Annotated in this window: 18 protein-coding genes; 5 read left to right on the forward strand and 13 right to left on the reverse strand. The window is 63.0% G+C overall.

Going from position 1 to position 17,191, the window contains the following annotated elements; translation table 11 throughout:
- The first annotated feature begins 249 nt into the window (after nucleotides 1–249).
- Nucleotides 250–885, forward strand: a complete 636-nt coding sequence (locus ACODRW_RS20035) for a pyrimidine 5'-nucleotidase (protein ID WP_107798019.1) — start codon at nucleotides 250–252, stop codon at nucleotides 883–885.
- 49 nt (nucleotides 886–934) lie between these two features.
- On the opposite strand, the gene ACODRW_RS20040 is transcribed toward ACODRW_RS20035, so the two are convergent.
- The 6 genes from ACODRW_RS20040 to ACODRW_RS20065 all read right to left on the reverse strand — a co-directional run bounded on the left by ACODRW_RS20040 (nucleotide 935) and on the right by ACODRW_RS20065 (nucleotide 6,921).
- Nucleotides 935–1,999, reverse strand: a complete 1,065-nt coding sequence (locus ACODRW_RS20040) for an ABC transporter substrate-binding protein (protein ID WP_488906534.1) — start codon at nucleotides 1,997–1,999, stop codon at nucleotides 935–937.
- A gap of 99 nt (nucleotides 2,000–2,098) precedes the next feature.
- Nucleotides 2,099–2,893: an ABC transporter permease gene (locus ACODRW_RS20045; protein WP_227106685.1), complete on the reverse strand. Its 795-nt coding sequence runs from the start codon at nucleotides 2,891–2,893 to the stop codon at nucleotides 2,099–2,101.
- Nucleotides 2,886–3,779 (reverse strand): ABC transporter permease, encoded by an 894-nt coding sequence (locus tag ACODRW_RS20050; RefSeq protein WP_488906535.1) that lies wholly within the window; start codon nucleotides 3,777–3,779, stop codon nucleotides 2,886–2,888. The genes ACODRW_RS20045 and ACODRW_RS20050 overlap by 8 nt, the downstream gene beginning before the upstream one ends.
- A 6-nt stretch (nucleotides 3,780–3,785) precedes the next feature.
- Nucleotides 3,786–4,871 carry an ABC transporter ATP-binding protein gene (locus tag ACODRW_RS20055; protein WP_107798016.1) on the reverse strand — a complete coding sequence of 362 codons (1,086 nt, stop codon included), beginning with the start codon at nucleotides 4,869–4,871 and terminating at the stop codon, nucleotides 3,786–3,788.
- A 274-nt stretch (nucleotides 4,872–5,145) separates the two neighbouring features.
- Nucleotides 5,146–6,201: a PLP-dependent cysteine synthase family protein gene (locus ACODRW_RS20060; RefSeq protein WP_227106682.1), complete on the reverse strand. Its 1,056-nt coding sequence runs from the start codon at nucleotides 6,199–6,201 to the stop codon at nucleotides 5,146–5,148.
- A 102-nt stretch (nucleotides 6,202–6,303) separates the two neighbouring features.
- Complete coding sequence (locus ACODRW_RS20065; protein WP_107798014.1) at nucleotides 6,304–6,921, reverse strand: OmpW/AlkL family protein; 618 nt, start codon at nucleotides 6,919–6,921, stop codon at nucleotides 6,304–6,306.
- Between the two features lie 150 nt (nucleotides 6,922–7,071).
- Between ACODRW_RS20065 and ubiD the strand changes: the two genes are divergently transcribed.
- Nucleotides 7,072–8,547, forward strand: a complete 1,476-nt coding sequence (ubiD, locus tag ACODRW_RS20070) for a 4-hydroxy-3-polyprenylbenzoate decarboxylase (RefSeq protein ID WP_488906536.1) — start codon at nucleotides 7,072–7,074, stop codon at nucleotides 8,545–8,547.
- Between the two features lie 50 nt (nucleotides 8,548–8,597).
- Here the strand turns inward: ubiD and ACODRW_RS20075 are convergent, their stop codons facing one another.
- Entirely contained in the window at nucleotides 8,598–8,909 is a 312-nt protein-coding gene (locus ACODRW_RS20075) for a hypothetical protein (protein WP_486636468.1), read from the reverse strand.
- A complete protein-coding gene (locus ACODRW_RS20080; protein WP_488906537.1) occupies nucleotides 8,909–10,612 on the reverse strand; it encodes a M30 family metallopeptidase in 1,704 nt (567 codons plus the stop codon). Before ACODRW_RS20080 ends, ACODRW_RS20075 begins: the two co-directional genes overlap by 1 nt.
- Before the next feature lie 231 nt (nucleotides 10,613–10,843).
- Between ACODRW_RS20080 and ACODRW_RS20085 the strand changes: the two genes are divergently transcribed.
- The gene (locus ACODRW_RS20085) at nucleotides 10,844–11,200 is read left to right on the forward strand and encodes a 50S ribosome-binding protein YggL (protein WP_107798008.1); all 357 of its coding nucleotides are present in this window, start codon (nucleotides 10,844–10,846) and stop codon (nucleotides 11,198–11,200) included.
- A 77-nt stretch (nucleotides 11,201–11,277) separates the two neighbouring features.
- On the opposite strand, the gene ACODRW_RS20090 is transcribed toward ACODRW_RS20085, so the two are convergent.
- The 5 genes from ACODRW_RS20090 to ACODRW_RS20110 all read right to left on the reverse strand — a co-directional run bounded on the left by ACODRW_RS20090 (nucleotide 11,278) and on the right by ACODRW_RS20110 (nucleotide 15,253).
- Nucleotides 11,278–11,877 (reverse strand): YdcF family protein, encoded by a 600-nt coding sequence (locus tag ACODRW_RS20090; RefSeq protein WP_019103655.1) that lies wholly within the window; start codon nucleotides 11,875–11,877, stop codon nucleotides 11,278–11,280.
- A 77-nt stretch (nucleotides 11,878–11,954) separates the two neighbouring features.
- Nucleotides 11,955–12,194, reverse strand: a complete 240-nt coding sequence (locus ACODRW_RS20095) for a DUF2164 domain-containing protein (RefSeq protein WP_107798007.1) — start codon at nucleotides 12,192–12,194, stop codon at nucleotides 11,955–11,957.
- Between the two features lie 79 nt (nucleotides 12,195–12,273).
- The gene (locus ACODRW_RS20100; RefSeq protein ID WP_107798006.1) at nucleotides 12,274–12,630 is read right to left on the reverse strand and encodes a hypothetical protein; all 357 of its coding nucleotides are present in this window, start codon (nucleotides 12,628–12,630) and stop codon (nucleotides 12,274–12,276) included.
- Nucleotides 12,631–12,782: 152 nt separating this feature from the next.
- Nucleotides 12,783–14,186 (reverse strand): aspartate ammonia-lyase, encoded by a 1,404-nt coding sequence (gene aspA / locus ACODRW_RS20105; protein ID WP_107798005.1) that lies wholly within the window; start codon nucleotides 14,184–14,186, stop codon nucleotides 12,783–12,785.
- A gap of 158 nt (nucleotides 14,187–14,344) precedes the next feature.
- On the reverse strand, nucleotides 14,345–15,253 hold the full coding sequence (locus tag ACODRW_RS20110) for a LysR family transcriptional regulator (RefSeq protein WP_107798004.1): 909 nt from the start codon (nucleotides 15,251–15,253) through the stop codon (nucleotides 14,345–14,347).
- A 164-nt stretch (nucleotides 15,254–15,417) separates the two neighbouring features.
- Here ACODRW_RS20110 and ACODRW_RS20115 point away from each other — a divergent pair, with 164 nt between their 5' ends.
- A complete protein-coding gene (locus tag ACODRW_RS20115) occupies nucleotides 15,418–16,596 on the forward strand; it encodes a GGDEF domain-containing protein (RefSeq protein ID WP_227106673.1) in 1,179 nt (392 codons plus the stop codon).
- Nucleotides 16,597–16,635: 39 nt separating this feature from the next.
- Nucleotides 16,636–17,184, forward strand: a complete 549-nt coding sequence (locus tag ACODRW_RS20120; protein ID WP_488906538.1) for a hypothetical protein — start codon at nucleotides 16,636–16,638, stop codon at nucleotides 17,182–17,184.
- The last annotated feature ends 7 nt before the right edge of the window (nucleotides 17,185–17,191 follow it).

A 17,191-nucleotide genomic window follows, 5' to 3' on the forward strand; every position in this document is an offset into this window, starting at 1 on the left:
CTGCGTTTCGTTTCCGTCGCTGCGTTGTCTGCTGAGGAGGCGAACTATACGTCAGCCCCCTAAACCCGTCAACACCTTTCGTGAAAGATTTTTGACAAAAGAGGCCTCTCGCAAGCTATCCCCATGATTTATATTGAATCATCCATATGAAGAATTTCAGCGTAGCCGCCATGCACTGGTAGGGACTGTCGTTTCCGGATTGAAAAAACGATAATTCCCCTCCTCGTCCGCCCTTCTAGAAGCACAATCATGCGCAACAAAACCTGGATTTTCGACCTGGACGACACGCTGCACCACGCCAGCGGCGGCATCTTCGCCCATATCAGCCACGCGATGTCCGCTTATATGATGAAACATCTGCAAGTGGACGCAGTGGAAGCCCGCTTGCTGCGCGAGCGCTATTGGGCGCAATACGGCGCCACCATGCATGGGCTGGTCACCCACCACGGCATCGACCCTCATGACTTCCTATTGGAAACCCATAAGCTGGAAGAACTGGAGCAATGGCTGTTCGCCGAGCACAATCTGGCGGAATCGCTGAGCGCGCTGCCGGGCCGCAAGCTGATCTTCTCCAATGGCCCGCACCATTATGTGCAAGGCATTTTGCAGCGCCTGGCGATAGAGCGGCACTTCCACTCTATATATGGCGTCGAGCAAGTGGACTACGTGCCCAAGCCGCATGTCGGCGCCTTTCGTAAAGTGCTGGCGCAAGAGCGGCTGGATCCGCGACACTGCATCATGGTGGAGGACTCGCTGCCCAATCTGCTGACGGCGAAGAAGCTGGGCATGAAAACGGTCTGGGTCAGCAAGCAGGTGCGGCGGCCTGCGCATGTGGACATCCGCATCGCCTCCATCGGCGAGCTGGCGCGCCGTCGCTGGGACTGAAATAAAAAAAGGCCGGAATCCCGGCCTTTTCCTATATAGAGTATCCCGCTTACTTCAGCTTGATCTCGGACCACACCTTGTTCAGCTCGCGACGGTCCTTGGCGTTCAAGTCCTTCAGCTGTTGCAGGCGCGGCAGTTCGCCGGCGGTCGGGAAGATCGCATGCACCTTGGTCAGTTCCGGTTTGACGAACTTGCCGGCGGCGGCGTTGGGGTTGCCCGAGCCCATCTCGTTGGTCAGACCGGAGGCGTTCTTGCCGTCCAGCATGAAGTTGATGAATTTGTAAGCCAGGTCCTTGCGCGGCGCGTCCTTCAACACCACGAAGTTGTCCAGCGACAGGGTGTTGCCTTCTTTCTGCAAGCCGAAATTGACGCTGAACTTGCGGCCGGCCTTCTTGGCGTCCTGCTGCGCCTGGTACATATCGTTGGAATAGCCCAGCGCGACATAGATGTTGCCTACGGTCAGTTCCTTGATATAGCTCTGGTTGTTGAAGGCGGCCCAGTAGGGCTTGGCCTTCAGGATCACGTCGCGCGCCGCCTTCCAGTCCGCCGGATTGGTGGAGTTGGCCGGCTTGCCCAGATACATCAAGGCGGCGGACACCAGCTCGCGCTGAGAGTCCAGCACGGTGATCTTGCCCTTGAGCTTGGCCAATACGGCCGGATCGAAGATCAGCGCCCAGCTATTGGCCTTGTCCAGCAAGCCCAGTTCTTTCAGCTTGGTTTCGTTGTAGCCCAGCAACGTGGTGGTGAAGGCATAGGGGACCGAGTACTGGTTGCCCTTGTCGAAGAAGCTGTTCAGATAGCCTGCGTTCAGGTTCTTGAAGTTGGGCAGCTGTTTTTTGTCCAGCGGCTGCGCCTTGCCCTGCTTGATTAGCGCTTCCACCGCGAAGCCGGTCGGCACCACGATGTCGTAACCCTTGGCACCGGCGGCCAGCTTGGCCAGCATTTCTTCGTTGTCGCCGTAGAAGTCTTGCACCAGCTTGCACTTGCAATAAGCCTCGAAGCTCTTGGCGGTGCTTTCCGACAGGTAGTTGTTCCAGTTGTAGAGGTGCAATTCTTCCGCTGCGTACGCTTGTGCAGATACGGCCAGGGCAAGCGTCACCAGGACTTTTTTCATTGCGTTTTTCCTTCTATTCGCACGAGTGCGTTGCGACTACATGAAAAACCGGCCGGCTCCCTTGTTGCCCGGCCGGGGCCCTACTACTTAAACAGGCTCTCAGCCATTGGCCCGCAGCGCGCTGGGCGACACGCGCGAAGCAATGACGATCAGCACCAGGGTCAACAGCATCAGCAAGCTGGAAACGGCGTTCACTTCCGGCGTCACCGCGATCTTGATCATCGAGTAAATCTCCAGCGGCAGCATGCTGGCGCCTGCGCCGGCGGTGAAGAAGGTGATCACGAAGTCGTCGATGGACAAGGTAAAGGCCATCAGGGCGCCGGCGATGATGCCCGGCTTGATCACCGGCAGGGTGATCAGGCGGAAGGCCTGGAACGGCGTCGCCCCCAGATCGCGCGCCGCTTCCACCAGGCTGTCGTCCATGCCCTGCATCCGCGCCCGCACCACGATGGCGACGAAGCCGATGCAGAAGGCGACATGGGACAGCAGGATGGTGATCATGCCCAGTTCCAGAATGCCGATCAGCTGGTTGACGATGACGAAGAAGATCACCAGCGACACCCCCATCAGCAATTCCGGGATGGCGATGGGCGTCAGCACCAGGAAGGGCAGCAAGCGCAGCTTGTAGCGATGCATGGCGATGCCGGCCAAGGTGCCCAGCACGGTGGCGCAGGCGCTGGCGATGATGCCTATGATCAGCGAGTTGGCCGCCGCGCTCAGCATCTTCTCGTTGTGGAACAGTTTGTCGTACCACTTGAGGGTGAAGCCCACCCATTCCGCGTTGAGTCTGGAATCGTTGAACGAGTACAGCACCACGATCACCAGCGGCAGATAGAGGAAGAGATAGGTCAGCAGCGCCGACGCCCACAACCAGCGGGATTGTTTCTTAGCCACGTTTCTTGCCTCCTCTGCCCACCATCGCGCCCAGGGCCGCGATCAACAACACTCCGCCGGTCAGCATGATGGACAGCACCGAACCGAACGGCCAGTCGCGGGTGTCCAGTATCTGCTGCTTGATCAGGTTGCCGATCATGATGGAATCGGTGCCGCCCAGGATGTCCGGAATGGCGAACATGCCCAGCGCCGGGATGAACACCAGCGCGGAGCCGGCGAACACGCCGGGCAGGCTCAGCGGCCAGGTCACGCGCCAGAAGCGTTGCCAGGCGTTGGCGCCAAGATCCTGCGCCGCGTCCAGCAAGGCCATGTCGTGTTTTTCCAGATTGGCGTACAAAGGCAACACCATGAAGGGCAAGTGCACATAGACCAGGCCGACGATGACGGCGAACGGGGTGAACAGCAGACGCACCGGTTCAAAACCCAGCGAGGTCACCACCACGTTCAGCATCTTGGTGAACGCCGATTGCGGCCCCAGGATGATCATCCAGGCGTAGATGCGGATCAGGAAGTTGGACCAGAACGGCAGGATCACCAGCAGCAGCATCAGGTCGCGGTGTTTCTTGCCGGAGCGGGCGATCAGCCAGGCCAGCGGATAGGCCATCAACAGGCAAACCACGGTGGTGATCCCCGCGTAGCCGGCGGACTTGATGAACAGCTCGATGTAGAGCGGCTCTTCCACCAAGCGGCGGAAGTTGTCCAGCGTCAGGTCCCAGACCAGCTTGCCTTCCTCGAGGTAGTACATCGGCGCGAGGCCGCCGTAATCGCCCGGATTGCGGAAAGCCGCCACCACCATGATCAGCGACGGCACCAGGAAAAACAGGATCAGGTAGACCAGCGGCGGCCACGACAGCGCCCACTTGCCGAATCGATCTCGAATCGCCATGCGCGTTTACTCCGTCAGGAAGCTGCCGGCGTCGAAGCGCCAGGCCAGTTCCACGATGTCGTTGTCGTCAAAGAATTTGGCGACGCCCGGAATGCTGTTGGGCAGCATCGCCTCCACCATCACGCCCTCGCCCACTTCCACCACGTAGAGCGTAACGTCGCCCAGATACAGGCAATCGTGAACGCGGCCTTTGAAATAGGCTTCGTCGTCATGGGCCGGCAGGCTCTTGTCCAGCTTGACCTTTTCCGGACGCAACGCCAGCCAGCCGGTCTGCCCTTCGCGCACATCCGGCACGGTCAGGCAGCGCACTTCGCCGCAGCCCTTCAAGTCCACCAGCATGGTGTCGCCGTCCACGCGCTTGACCTTGCCTTCCAGCACATTGCACTGGCCGAGGAAGTCCGCGACGAAGCGGTTCTTGGGCTTGCTGTAAATGGTTTCCGGCGCGTCCAATTGCTCCACCTGGCCGTGGCTCATCACCGCGATGCGGTGGCTGAGCGCCAGCGCTTCGCCCTGGTCGTGGGTGACGTAGACGAAGGTGATGCCCACTTCTTTTTGCAGATTGATCAGTTCCAGCTGCATTTCTTCGCGCAGCTTGGCGTCCAGCGCGGACAGCGGTTCGTCCAGCAGCAGCAGCCGCGGACGGTCCACCAGCGCTCGGGCGATGGCCACGCGCTGGCGCTGGCCGCCGGACATCTCGTGCGGGTAGCGGTCGCCGAACTGGGTCAGGCGCACGTCTTCCAGCAATTCGTCCACCTGGGAAGCGATCTTGGCCTTGTCCCACTTGGCCATTTTGAGCGGGAAGGCGATGTTCTCGCGCACCGTCATGTGCGGGAACAAGGCATAGCTTTGAAACACGGTGTGCACCGGACGTTTTTCCGGCTGCACCTGCGACATGTCCTGACCGTCCAGCAGGATCTGACCGGAATCCGGCTGCTCGAAGCCGGCCAGCATGCGCAGCAAGGTGGTCTTGCCGCAACCGGAGGGCCCGAGCAGGGTGAAGAACTCGCCTGCCTCTACCGACAGGCTGACATTGTTGACCGCCGTGTAGTCGCCGAAGCGCTTGACGACATTTTTGATTTCAAGGAGAGCCATTGTCTTCCCCGCCCAAGAAAAAGGGCGCCAGTTTAACAAAAAAGATAAAGCTGGGGCCGTTGAAATCCCTTGAAAATTCAAGACCTCAGCGCATTTTTTCCATTGTGCGAACCGGGCGTTCGGGCCGGGCCGGTAAGTTGCTATTTTCTCAGCAGAAAACCGCGCGCCGCACGCAGGGTTTTCGGTGCGGCGCAACATGGTTCCAATTCAAATAATTGATGCTTTTTGACAACAACTGTCGGCATCTCGCCGTCTACGCGCCGCCAAACAGCGCTTACCACTGCCCTTCATTGAAGAAGCGGCGGTAGCGCTCCACCCAGTTCGAGATATCGAAACCGTTGGCCTGCAGCCAATCGTGGTTGTAATAGCTGCCCTGGTAGCGGTTGCCGTCGTCGCAGATCAAGGTGACGATGGAGCCGCTGCGGCCCTGGCTGCGCATCTGGCCCACCAGTTCGCAAACACCGTAGAAATTGGTGCCGGTGGAACCGCCGCAGCGGCGTCCCAGCACTTCTTCCAGGAAGTGGATGGCGGCGTAGCTGGCGACGTTGGGCACCCGGATCACATTGTCGATGACTGTGGGAATGAAGGAGGGTTCCACCCGAGGCCGGCCTATGCCTTCCACGCCGGAGCCGCCTTCGCAGCGGCAGTCCATGCTGCCGGTATGAAAACAGTCGTAGAACACCGAGTTTTCCGGGTCCACCACGCAGACCTTGGTCGGCAGTTTCTGGTAGCGCACATAGCGGCCGAAAGTGGCCGAGGTGCCGCCGGTGCCGGCGCCGCAGACGATCCAGTCCGGCACCGGATTCGGCTCATAGGCCATTTGGGTGAAAATGGTGTCGGCGATATTATTGTTGCCGCGCCAGTCGGTGGCGCGCTCGGCATAGGTGAACTGGTCCATGTAATGGCCGTTCAACTCTTCCGCCAGGCGTTTGGATTCGTCGTAAATGGTGGCGGGATCGTCCACCAGGTGGCTGCGGCCGCCGTAGAATTCGATGGCGCGGATCTTTTCTTGCGAGGTGCTCTTGGGCATCACCGCGATGAAGGGCAGGCCCAGCAAGCGGGAAAAATAGGCCTCGGACACCGCGGTGCTGCCGCTGGAAGCCTCGATGATGGTGCTGCCTTCGCGTATCCAGCCATTGCACAAGCCGTATAGAAACAGCGAGCGCGCCAGCCGGTGCTTGAGGCTGCCGGTGGGATGGGTGGATTCGTCCTTGAAATAGAGCTGTATCTCCGGCGCGCCGGGGATGGGCAGCGGGATCAAATGGGTGTCGCTGGAGCGATTGAAATCGGCCTCTATCTTGCGCACCGCCTGGGCAACCCAATCAGTCATCTTGCTTCTCCAGTGTCGGAAAGTTCTCAATCGGCCATTCTAACGCGACAAGCAAGAAAAAAACGCCCCGTAGGGCGTTTTGGATTCAAAGCGGCGAGCCGATCAGAACTTGGTGCCGAAGCCGATGCCGAATACCCACGGGTCGATCTTCAGTTCGCCCAGTTTGGCGCCGCCCAGCTGATCCGCGGTCACGTCGGTCTTGATCCAGATTTTCTTGACGTCCAGGTTGACGAACCAGTTCTTGTTGATCGCGTAGTCCGCGCCCAGTTGCAGCGCCGGACCCCAGCTGTTTTTCTTCACGCTCAGATCTGTCGCACTACCTGCTTTCAGGCCTTCATTGTAGAAACGGGTGTAGTTGATGCCGGCGCCCACATAGGGACGGAAGGTGGCGTCAGGAGCGAAGTGGTATTGCAGGGTCAAGGTCGGCGGCAACACCGATACCTTGCCGACGGAACCGAAGGTGTTGGTGGTGACTTCGTGACGGGTGGTGCCCAGAATCAGCTCGGCGCCGATATTGTTGGTGATCATGTAGGTGAAGTCGACCTCAGGCGCCCAGCTGTCCTTGGCGTCGACATTCAAACCCGACACTACGCCAGAGTTGCTCCAGCTGGCGTCGGGGTTGACATTGATCACGCGGAAGCGCGCCAGGATGTCGCCTTGAGCGGCGAAGGCGCTAGCGGAAACCAGGCCGATCATTGCGGCGAGAGCGAGCTTTTTCATATTGGGTTCTCCTGTCATGTTTGGTCGAATGCAGGCCTGGCGCTTGCCGCCATCGTTGACTTTGACTGCGGGCAGCAGTAGCGTTCGGCGTCCGGTGGCAGATTATCCAAGCACCTAATATCAAACTTTGCGCCAGATCATGAGATGGTCATGAAATATGCAGATTTACGGGAGTTTGTCTCCCAATTGGAACAACAAGGCCTGCTGAAACGAATTGCGGCCCCGGTCTCCCCGCATCTGGAGATGACCGAGATCGGCGACAGGGTACTGAAAGCCGGCGGTCCCGCGCTGCTGTTCGAACAGGCAGTCAAGGACGGCAAACGCTTCGATTACCCGGTACTGGCCAATCTGTTCGGCACGCCCGAGCGCGTGGCGCTGGGCATGGGCGCCGCCGATGTGATGCAGTTGCGCGAGATCGGCAAGACCCTGGCCTACCTGAAAGAACCGGAGCCGCCCAAGGGCTTGAAAGACGCCTGGGACAAGCTGCCCTTGCTGAAGCAATTGCTGTCGATGGCGCCTAAGGAGGTCGGCAAAGCGCCGTGCCAGCAAATCGTATGGGAAGGCGCGGAAGTCGATCTGGAGCGCTTGCCTATCCAGCACTGCTGGCCCGGCGACGTGGCGCCGCTGATCACCTGGGGCCTGACCGTGACCCGCGGCCCCAACAAGAAACGCCAGAACCTGGGCATCTATCGCCAACAGTTGATTGGCCGCAACCGCGTCATCATGCGCTGGCTGGCCCACCGCGGCGGCGCGCTGGATTACCGCGAATTCTGCCAACAGCATCCCGGCGAACCTTACCCGGTGGCGGTGGTGCTGGGCTGCGACCCGGCCACTATCCTGGGCGCGGTGACGCCGGTGCCGGACACCCTGTCCGAATACCAGTTCGCCGGCCTGCTGCGCGGCAGCCGCACCGAGCTCACCAAATGCCTGGGTTCGGATCTGCAAGTGCCGGCGCGCGCCGAGATCGTGCTGGAAGGCCATATCCACCCGGACGACTCCGCGATGGAAGGCCCTTACGGCGACCACACCGGCTATTACAACGAGCAGGACCGCTTCCCGGTGCTGACCGTGGACCGCGTCACCCTGCGCGAAAACGCGATCTACCACAGCACCTACACCGGCAAGCCGCCGGACGAGCCGGCGGTGCTGGGCGTGGCGCTGAACGAGGTCTTCGTGCCCATTCTGCAAAAGCAGTTTCCGGAAATCGTCGATTTCTACCTGCCACCGGAAGGCTGCAGCTACCGGATGGCGGTGGTCAGCATCAAGAAGCAATACCCCGGCCACGCCAAGCGGGTGATGATGGGATGCTGGAGCTTCCTGCGCCAGTTCATGTACACCAAGTTCATCGTGGTGGTGGACGACGACGTCAACACCCGGGACTGGAAGGAAGTGATCTGGGCAATCACCACGCGCATGGACCCGGTGCGCGACACCACCTTGATCGAACATACGCCTATAGATTATCTGGACTTCGCCAGCCCGGTGTCCGGCCTGGGCGGCAAGATGGGCCTGGACGCCACCAACAAGATGCCGGGCGAAACCAACCGCGAGTGGGGCGTGCCCATCGTGATGGACCAGGCGGTCAAACAACGCGTAGACGCGATGTGGCGGGATTTGGGTCTGTAGACGCGGAAGACAAGCGCCTGGCTTCTTCGAAGCCAGGCGGTTTTTACGACTCAACGCGTCTCAAGCACTTCCGCCTGCAGCAGCACGGCCTCGCGCCCCAGCAGCGGATGGGCTTTGAACGGCCCGGCCCGATAGCGAATGCGCGAACCGGTCCGCTGCTTCAACGCGGCCACTTCCGCGGCCCCCAGGCCCTGGCCGTCGGCAGCGGGCTGGATGACGAAGGTGCCGCCATCCCCCTTTTCCACCCCCAAGCGCACCAGCGGCGGCGCGCCGACGGCGACCAGGGTGCCCTCCTCCCACGGCGGCAGCGACATCGCGCCGGCGCCGGCGCAAAGGCCGAGCCACAGCAGCAGTCCGCGCATCATGGCTTGAGCAGGATCAGATGGCTGTTGGCCGGCACCGTCACCCGCGCCACGCCGCGCGACAGCGGCAGGCTATGCTTATAGGTTTCCGCCGTCGCCAACGCGCTCCAGCCGATTTCCTGCGCCTGGAAGGGCACCGCCGGCAGCAACAAACTCTTGCCGTTCGGGAAATACTGGTTGGCCGGCAGGCTCAGCGTCTTGGCCGGGAAGCCGTAACCGCTGGCCGGATTGCCGCCCAGCGCCAGCGTGGTGTTGAGACGCAGCATCAGGCTGCTGTAATCGCCGGCGCCCGCCGTGCGCAAACCGTCGTTCAAGGCCGCTTCGCCGGTATTGGCGCCGGTCACCCACGGCTTCATCACACCCGCGCCGAACTGATGCAGCATCTGCATGCCCGCCGCCAGCGCTTTCGGGTAGCAGGTGTAATTCGACGCCGCCACGCTCCAGCCCTTCAAATTGCAAGCCGGCCGGCGCAGAAAGCTTTCGAAATCGCCGCCGCGGCGCAGGTCAGGATGGGAGTTGGCGTCGCTGCCGCGACCGCCGGTGAAGGTGTCCGCCGACACCAGATAGCCCATGGTCTGGGCCGCCAGCTCGTTTTCCCATACCGTAGGCTGACCGGAACCCGGCGGTTTGCGCAGGATCTTGTTGTAGGCGTAGAGCACATGCAGGTATTCGTGCGCCAGCGTGGACAGGGCCAGGCTGGGGCCATTGCCCTTCATATTCCAGTTGCGGCCCGGATCGGCCTGGGCGAAGGTGTCCAGGTCCACGAAGGTGGCCAAGGCCTGATTGCTCTTGCCCACCACGTCGCGGCACTCTTGGTCGCCGCCGCACATGGCCGGCGCGGCCGATGCCAGCAAGGCGTTGGTCCAGCGCACATAGCCGAGCAAGCGGCCGCCGCCGGTCTGATTCGGATCGTTCAGCCGGCTCAGCACCAGGTGCACGTCCTTGGTGTCGCCGGGCAGCGCCAGCGCGCGCCAGCCCGGATCGATGTCATTGCCCCAGGGCTCGCTGACGACCGAGGCTTCCAAGGGATAGACGCTGTTGGCGAAGCGCTCGGCCAGTGCGTCGGCCTGATCGCTGCCCACGCTGACGTCCAACCCGTCCTGCGCCCAGACGTAAACCTTGCCGCCGCCGTTGGGCAAATCGCGCATGGCTTGCAAGCTGGTGGCGCTATCGCCGTCCATATCGTGCCAGACCCGTTTGTCGCCGATCGCGTAGCTGGCCGCCTGCAAGCTCGCCTGCTCCGCCAGTAGCCGGTGCGAACCGGCGCCGCGCAGCGACAAGGCGCCGGAGCGGGCCGACGCGCCAACCGCGGCCATCACCGCCTGGCTCTCCGCCTCCAGGCGTTCCGCGGCGGCGTCCGACCCGCCGCGCAGGCCGGAAGCGGCCAGCTTGGCCTGGCCCGAAGTGTCTCCGGAGCTGATGCGCGACACCACCATCTGCCAGGCGGCGCTCAAAGGGTTGCCGCTGATAGACACCGTTTGCGCCTGCGCGCCGGTATTGGTGTACTGGTAGACGGAGCCGGACTGCGCCCTGCCGGCCGAGGCCGGCAAGCGGCACACATTGCCCGAGCACGTCAGCGCCGCCACTTCCGCGCCGTCCGTCGCCAGCATCCTGCCAGATGCCGACGTTCCGACGCTGGAACCGCCGCTGCCGGCGTTACCGCCGCCGCCACCGCCGCCGCATGCGCTCAGCAACGCGGACATCACGGACACAGCCAATATTGTTTTTGTGCTTTTCATCCCTGTAGTCATCCATTTCATGTATTGAGAATGAGAAAAAATACTAATTCCATTCCAATGGCAATGACTACGGCAAATAATTACCTTTTTATATGATATTTGTTTAGTTAGAGTGACAGAAACCTACGCGCAGCCGGCGGAGCACAAAGCCGGCAAGCCTGCTATCATCGCCAGGTCTTTGAATAAGGAGCAGTCATGTCCCTGCGCAACCCCAATTCCCCGCACCGCCTGAGCCGTCTGAAAACCCGCCAACGCAAGAAAATGCGTGTAGGCGAATTCCGCGAGCTGGGCTTTCATCTGATCTCCATGCTGCACGACGGCGCGGATTCCGAGGCGCTGCTGGACGCCTGGCTAATCCAGGTGGACGAGGCCGGCATCAGCTTCGGCGGCCATTTCGACGGCGCCGGCAAGCTGGAAGGCGTGGCCTTCCCGGTGGGCGAGGTCAAGATCAGCGACGAGCTGCGCCTGCAACTGCTGTCCTGGCTGCAAGCCCGCGCCGAAGTGAAATCGGTGGAAGGCGGCGAATTGATCGATCTGTGGCACAGCCGCTGATCCCTTTCCGTCCGACGTGAAAAAACCGGCTTGTCGCCGGTTTTTTTATGCCTGGACGCTTCGAGCCGCGGACGCGATCAGGACAGCTTGCGGAACACCCGGTAGCCGATATAGAGCCAGGTTTCCCTGGCCAGGAAGCGGGACCAGCTGGACAGCGTGCGGTAGCGGCTGGATTGCGTGGGCGCGGGATAGGCGGTCAGGCCGATGTCGGTGGCCATCAGCACCGAGCGGCGCATATGCAGCGGATCGCTGACCAAGAGGAAGGAGCGGATGCCGAACTGGCTGCTCAATTCGCGCGCGTTTTCCAGGTTTTGCCAAGTGGTGCGCGACTGGTTTTCCGCCAGCATCGCCGTCATCGGCACGCCTTGCTTGGCGGCGAAGTCGCGGCCGACGTCGGCTTCGGACGGATAACCCGGTTCCGGCGTGCCGCCGGTGAACACAATCCAGCGCACCTTGCCGGACTTGTACAATTTGACTGCGTGATTGATGCGCTCGCGGAACACCGGCGACGGGCGCTTGCCCCAGGCCGCCGCCCCCAACACCAGCGCCGCGTCGGCTTGCGGTTCGTTTGCGCTGCCGCCGAAATCGACGATGCTCCAGGCCACGTAGCTGAAGCCCAGCACCACCAGCAAAATCGCCAGCACAAAGCCTTTCAACATCAAACGCAAGTAGAGCATGGGTACCGCAAGTGAAGGGTGGAACGCCGATTGTACCCGCAAACCGGATGCAAGCGGCAAGGCCGCGCGCTCCGCGCCTACTTCTCCAATTCCCAAATCGCCGCCTGCAGGGACTCCATCCGCGCGGCGAGCGCCAGCTGCGCGTCGTCCAGCGCCTTGTTGTAAATGTCTCTGCCGATTTTGTCGGCGACGAAGTCCAACAGGAATTGCGCGTCGAACTGCCCCAGCTCGATGCCGAACTGGTCTTGCGCGTACTGTTGCAATTGCGGAGCCAGCGTTTGCAGTTGAGCGGGGGTCAACAAGGAATGATTGGCCATGGCGTGCCGCCCTGTGCGATGGAAAGCCGCGATTATGGCGGCTATTCGCCGATGCTGGAAGCGGTTTCCCCGCGCACGGCTAAAGGGACAGCGCCCGTCCCCATTGCAACAGGCCCGCCCGCCACTGGCGCTGGCCGTTCAATTGCCAGGCCAGCAGCCGGTCGCCGGCCTCGCCGCGCCAGAGGGGATGCGCCCGCATCTGGCTGAGCAAGGCCTCCGCCGCCTGGCTGTCGTCAAAGCATAGCGCCAGCCAGTCCGCCTCCGCGCGCGTCAACACGCGGCGCAGCTTGTCCGGCCACGGCGCGGCGCCGCGCCACACCGTGGCGCCGTGAAAACAGCCCGAGCGCAGCCATTGCCGCCGGACGCGCCACTGTTCGGCGCCCAGCGCGCACAGGCCGCGCGGAAACTCCAGACCCCACCATAGCGCAGCGTGCATTCGTCGCCCTTTCATTGTGCATTGCACAATTTTTTATACCCGCATTCCGCGCCCGCCGCAAGCGCGGCCGGCCCCGATAAAAAAACAGGCCGCGCAAGGCGGCCTGATCAAGTTGAAACGCTCACAACGATAAGTCAGACAAGGGAAAGCAATTACACGGTCACCCAACGCGGCCGGGTCAGCTCTTCCGGCTTCAGCAGCAAATCCAGCTGCTCGCGGCTCAGCAAGCCTTGCTCCAGCACGATGTCGGCGACGCTGGCGCCGGTGGCGTGGGCCTGGGCCGCCACATTGGTGGCCGCGGCGTAGCCGATGACGGGGTTGAGCGCGGTCACCAGGCCGATGGAGTTCTCCACGCTGGCGTGCAGGCGCTCGCGGTTGGCGGTGATGCCCGTGACGCAGTTGTCGGTCAGCGTGGCGCAGGCGGCCGCCAGGTGGCCCATGCTGCGGAACAGGCTGTAGGCGATCACCGGCTCGAAGGCGTTCAATTGCAGCTGCCCGGCCTCCGCCGCCATGGTGATGGTGACGTCGTTGCCTATCACCTCGTAAGCCACCTGGCTCACCACCTCGGGAATCACCGGATTGACCTTGCCCGGCATGATGGAGGAACCGGCCTGGCGAGCCGGCAGATTGATCTCGCCGAAACCGGCGCGCGGGCCGGAGGACAGCAGGCGCAAATCATTGCAGCTCTTGGACAATTTGACCGCGATGCGCTTAAGCACGCCGGACAACTGCACGAAGGCGCCGCAGTCCTGGGTGGCTTCGATCAGATTGGGCGCGGTCAACAGGGTGTGGCCGCTGAGCTCGGACAGATGCAGACAAGCCAGGCGCGCGTAATCCGGATGCGCGGTAATGCCGGTGCCGATGGCGGTGGCACCCAGATTGATTTCCAGCATCAGCGCGCTGGCTTCCATCAAGCGCTGCTCGTCTTCCTGCAGCATCACCGCGTAAGTCATGAACTCCTGGCCCAGCGTCATCGGCACCGCGTCCTGCAGCTGGGTGCGCCCCATCTTCAGGTAGTCCTTGAACTCGTCGGCCTTGGCGGCGAAGGCCTCGCGCAACGTCGCCATCCGGGTCAGCAGCTTGTTGGCGCCCCAGAACGCCGCCAAGCGCAAGGCGGTCGGGTAAACGTCGTTGGTGCTTTGACACAGATTGACGTGTTCATTGGGATGCAGGTACTGGTACTCGCCCTTGGCGTGGCCCATCAGTTCCAGCGCGCGGTTGGCGATGACCTCGTTGGCGTTCATATTGGTCGAGGTGCCGGCTCCGCCCTGGATCGCATCCACCACGAACTGCTCATGCCAGCGGCCGGCGCGGATTTCCTCGCAGGCGGCGATGATGGCCTGGGCGACAGGCCCCGGCAGCAAGCCCAGATCGCGGTTGGCCTGAGCCGCGGCCTGCTTGATGCAGGCCAGCGCGCGGATCAGATCGCCGTAGCCGGCGATGCTCTGGCCGGTGATGGGAAAGTTTTCGACTGCGCGCAAGGTGTGCACGCCCCAATAAACGTCGGCGGGCACTTCACGATCACCTAGCAGATCATGTTCTATGCGGGTCGTCATGGATGCTTCTCCTGATGCGGATGACGCCACGTGCTCGCGTGGCTTGAAGCTGCGCACTCTATGCCATGCCGCGGCGGCTGGCCAATTCGAAATGCCGATAGGGTCATGCGGGAAATGCATAACCTTGGCGGGGGGCGCGCGTTCCCCTGCGCCCCCGCTCAGCAGGCCGGGTATTGATGCGTCAGATAGTCCCAGAAGGCCTTCAAGGCCGGGCGCTGTCGCTTCTGATCGATGTAGAGCCGGATCTCCATCTCCACCTGCCAGGACTCGTCGCCGGCGGCCGCCAACAAGCCCTCCTGCGCCTCCCGGCGCGCCGAGCTTTCCGGCAGGAAGGCCAGGCCGTGCCCTTCCAGCACCATGTGCTTGAGCCCTTCCGCCATATCGGTTTCATAGCGCAGCGCCAGCTTGGCCGGCTGCGGCGCGGACTCCAGAATCAAGTCGCTCATCAGCCGGAAATAGGCGTTGCTGGCGTAGCCGAGAAAGGGCAAGGGCTGCTGCGCGCTGCCGGGCAGTTGGTAACGCGGCCGGCCGGCTTCCGCGATCGAGAACGGCCTCAGCCGCTCGACGCCCAGCTTCAGCCCCTGATAGCGGGCGTCGGTCAGTTCCACCGGTTGCTTGGGATGGTGGTAGCACATCAATAGATCGCTGCCGCCTTCCACGAAGGCCAGCAGCGCGTCGTGCACATTGCTGGCCTGCAGCCTACAGGGCAAAGCGCCGTAACCGCGCTGCGCCTGGGACAGCCATTTGGGAAAGAAGGAGAAGGACAGGGTGTGCGGCACCGCGAACTCCAGCGTGCCCGCGGCCAAGGGCTGCAAGCCGCGCAGCAAGGCGCGGCTGGTGTTGAGCTGGGACAGCATGGCCACCGCCTGCTCGCGGAACAGCGCGCCGGCCTCGGTCAGCCGCGTCGGATAGGTGGTACGATCAATCAGACCGGCCCCCAACCAGCTCTCCAGCGATTTGATCCGCCGCGAGAACGCCGGCTGGGTCAGGTGGCGCAGTTCCGCCGCGCGGGTAAAGCTGCCGGTTTCCGCCAGCACCAGGAAGTCTTCAAGCCACCGAGTTTCCATCGCGCGCTTCCGCCAGAGTGATCAGGAGCTGGGATAGTAGCCTAAACGCGGCCCAAGAATCTGTTCACGATCCGCCGCGCCGCCTGAAACCCGACACGGAGAGCGCCGTCTCCAAGCCGGCGATGTTGACCTGTTGCAAACCCAAAGTCATAAACCGCGGTAGAATGACGCAACTACCTGGCACCATCCGCATGCATATTACTCACTTCATCTGGCAGAAGCTGCTGGGCATGGCGCCCGGCGAGATCCAGAGCGGCGATACGCTCTGGCTGCTGAGCCCTCGCCAGCACATGCCCTTGCTGGCGCAGCGACGCGCGCTGATGCTGGTCAACCGCTGCCGGCTGTTCGCCATCCTGTTTTCCGCGCTGACGCCGGCCTGGGCCTTGATCGACTTGCTGACCCTGCCCTATCCGCTGTCCCTGCAATTGGCGGCCCTGCGCCTGCTGGTGTCCGTCGCCTTCGTCGCGCTGGCGGTCTGGCAGCCTATGGACGGCCGCCTGCGCTCGGCCTATCGCGGCATCGCGCTCTTGTTCGCCATCCCCACCCTGTTCTACATCGCCTCCCACCTCTTGCTGCGTCGCTACCATCTGGAAGGCTTGTCCGCCGCCATCGGCGCCGGTTACGCCTTCCTGCCCTTCGTGCTGCTGGCCGGGCTGGCCATTTTCCCGCTGACCCTGCTGGAAAGCCTGGCTTTCGCCAGCCCGGCGCTGTTCGGCTTCGTGCTGACCAGCCTGCTGGACCTGAACGGCGACAATCTGCCCGGCTTCGGCGGGGAATTCTGGCTGCTGTCCTTGCTGGCAGGCGTCTCCGCCATTGCCGGCATCAGCCAGCTGGCCTTCATCATCGTGCTGGTCCACCAGGCGATACGCGATCCGTTGACCGGGGTCTTCTCGCGCCGCAGCGGCGAGGAAATGCTGGGCCTGCTGGAGTTGCAGGCTCAGCGCAGCCGGCAGCCGCTGAGCCTGGCCTTCATCGATCTGGACCACTTCAAGGCGATCAACGACCACTACGGCCACCTGGCCGGCGACCAGGTCTTGCGTCATTTCGCCGAGCTGATGGAAGGCAGGCTGCGACGCAGCGACGTGCTGGTGCGCTGGGGCGGCGAGGAGTTCGTGCTGCTGATGCCCGGCGCGCAGTTGGCCCACGCCGCCCAGGTCATCGCCCGGCTGCGCGCCCAGGGCCTGGGCGAGCGGCCGGAAGGCCATGCGCTGACCGCCAGCATCGGCGTGGCGGAGTTGTTTCAAGACGGCAGCGCCGACTGGCGAGCCTTGGTGGATTTGGCCGATACCCGCATGTACCGCGCCAAGCAGACCGGGCGCAATCGGGTAGTGATCTCCGGCTGAAGCTTTACCCGCCGGGCGACTTTCCTTATCGTGGGCGGCATGACCGTTCTGACCGCCCCGCTCCTTCCCCGCTCCCGCGGCGTCGCCGCCGCGCTGCTGCTCAGCCTGTTGGCCCATGGCGCGCTGCTGTGGCTGAGCAAACCCGGCGGCCGCCCGGACGCCGCCGCGGCCCCGCCGCTGCGGATACAACTGCGTCCGCCGGCGCCGGCCGTCGTCCCGCCGCCGACGCGCCTCGCCGCGCCCGAAGCCGCTGCCCGAAAACCGGCCGCAGCCCCGCGGCATTCAAACGCGGCGACGCACATCACGGCCGCCGGCCCCGGCAAACGCAGCGTCCCAAGCGGGCGCGACGCTTCGGCGCCCGCCACGGCCTTGACCTTGGGCGGCCTGCGGCAGCAAGTGCGCGAGCAAGCCGCCGCCGCGCCGGAAAAAATCGCCCCGCTGCCGGCCGACCCCGCCAAAACGAAATTGGCCCGCTCGATCGAGCGGGCCGAAAAACCGGATTGCAAAACGCGTTACGCCGGGCTGGGCCTCTTGGCCATCCCGGTGCTGGCGGTGCAGAGCGCGCGCGAGGACGGCTGCAAATGGTGAGCCGCCC

This window comes from Chromobacterium sp. FG89 (genome assembly GCF_057808735.1).

Excerpts from the sequence above, each read along its gene's own strand:
- ubiD (WP_488906536.1), top strand. The coding sequence starts at position 7,072 with ATGAAATATGCAGATTTACGGGAGTTTGTCTCCCAATTGGAACAACAA.
- ACODRW_RS20080 (WP_488906537.1), bottom strand. The coding sequence starts at position 10,612 with ATGTCCGCGTTGCTGAGCGCATGCGGCGGCGGTGGCGGCGGCGGTAAC.
- ACODRW_RS20085 (WP_107798008.1), top strand. The coding sequence starts at position 10,844 with ATGTCCCTGCGCAACCCCAATTCCCCGCACCGCCTGAGCCGTCTGAAA.
- ACODRW_RS20095 (WP_107798007.1), bottom strand. The coding sequence starts at position 12,194 with ATGGCCAATCATTCCTTGTTGACCCCCGCTCAACTGCAAACGCTGGCT.
- ACODRW_RS20035 (WP_107798019.1), top strand. The coding sequence starts at position 250 with ATGCGCAACAAAACCTGGATTTTCGACCTGGACGACACGCTGCACCAC.
- ACODRW_RS20055 (WP_107798016.1), bottom strand. The coding sequence starts at position 4,871 with ATGGCTCTCCTTGAAATCAAAAATGTCGTCAAGCGCTTCGGCGACTAC.
- ACODRW_RS20075 (WP_486636468.1), bottom strand. The coding sequence starts at position 8,909 with ATGCGCGGACTGCTGCTGTGGCTCGGCCTTTGCGCCGGCGCCGGCGCG.
- ACODRW_RS20065 (WP_107798014.1), bottom strand. The coding sequence starts at position 6,921 with ATGAAAAAGCTCGCTCTCGCCGCAATGATCGGCCTGGTTTCCGCTAGC.
- aspA (WP_107798005.1), bottom strand. The coding sequence starts at position 14,186 with ATGACGACCCGCATAGAACATGATCTGCTAGGTGATCGTGAAGTGCCC.
- ACODRW_RS20060 (WP_227106682.1), bottom strand. The coding sequence starts at position 6,201 with ATGACTGATTGGGTTGCCCAGGCGGTGCGCAAGATAGAGGCCGATTTC.
- ACODRW_RS20040 (WP_488906534.1), bottom strand. The coding sequence starts at position 1,999 with ATGAAAAAAGTCCTGGTGACGCTTGCCCTGGCCGTATCTGCACAAGCG.
- ACODRW_RS20110 (WP_107798004.1), bottom strand. The coding sequence starts at position 15,253 with ATGGAAACTCGGTGGCTTGAAGACTTCCTGGTGCTGGCGGAAACCGGC.
- ACODRW_RS20090 (WP_019103655.1), bottom strand. The coding sequence starts at position 11,877 with ATGCTCTACTTGCGTTTGATGTTGAAAGGCTTTGTGCTGGCGATTTTG.
- ACODRW_RS20120 (WP_488906538.1), top strand. The coding sequence starts at position 16,636 with ATGACCGTTCTGACCGCCCCGCTCCTTCCCCGCTCCCGCGGCGTCGCC.
- ACODRW_RS20115 (WP_227106673.1), top strand. The coding sequence starts at position 15,418 with ATGACGCAACTACCTGGCACCATCCGCATGCATATTACTCACTTCATC.
- ACODRW_RS20100 (WP_107798006.1), bottom strand. The coding sequence starts at position 12,630 with ATGCACGCTGCGCTATGGTGGGGTCTGGAGTTTCCGCGCGGCCTGTGC.
- ACODRW_RS20050 (WP_488906535.1), bottom strand. The coding sequence starts at position 3,779 with ATGGCGATTCGAGATCGATTCGGCAAGTGGGCGCTGTCGTGGCCGCCG.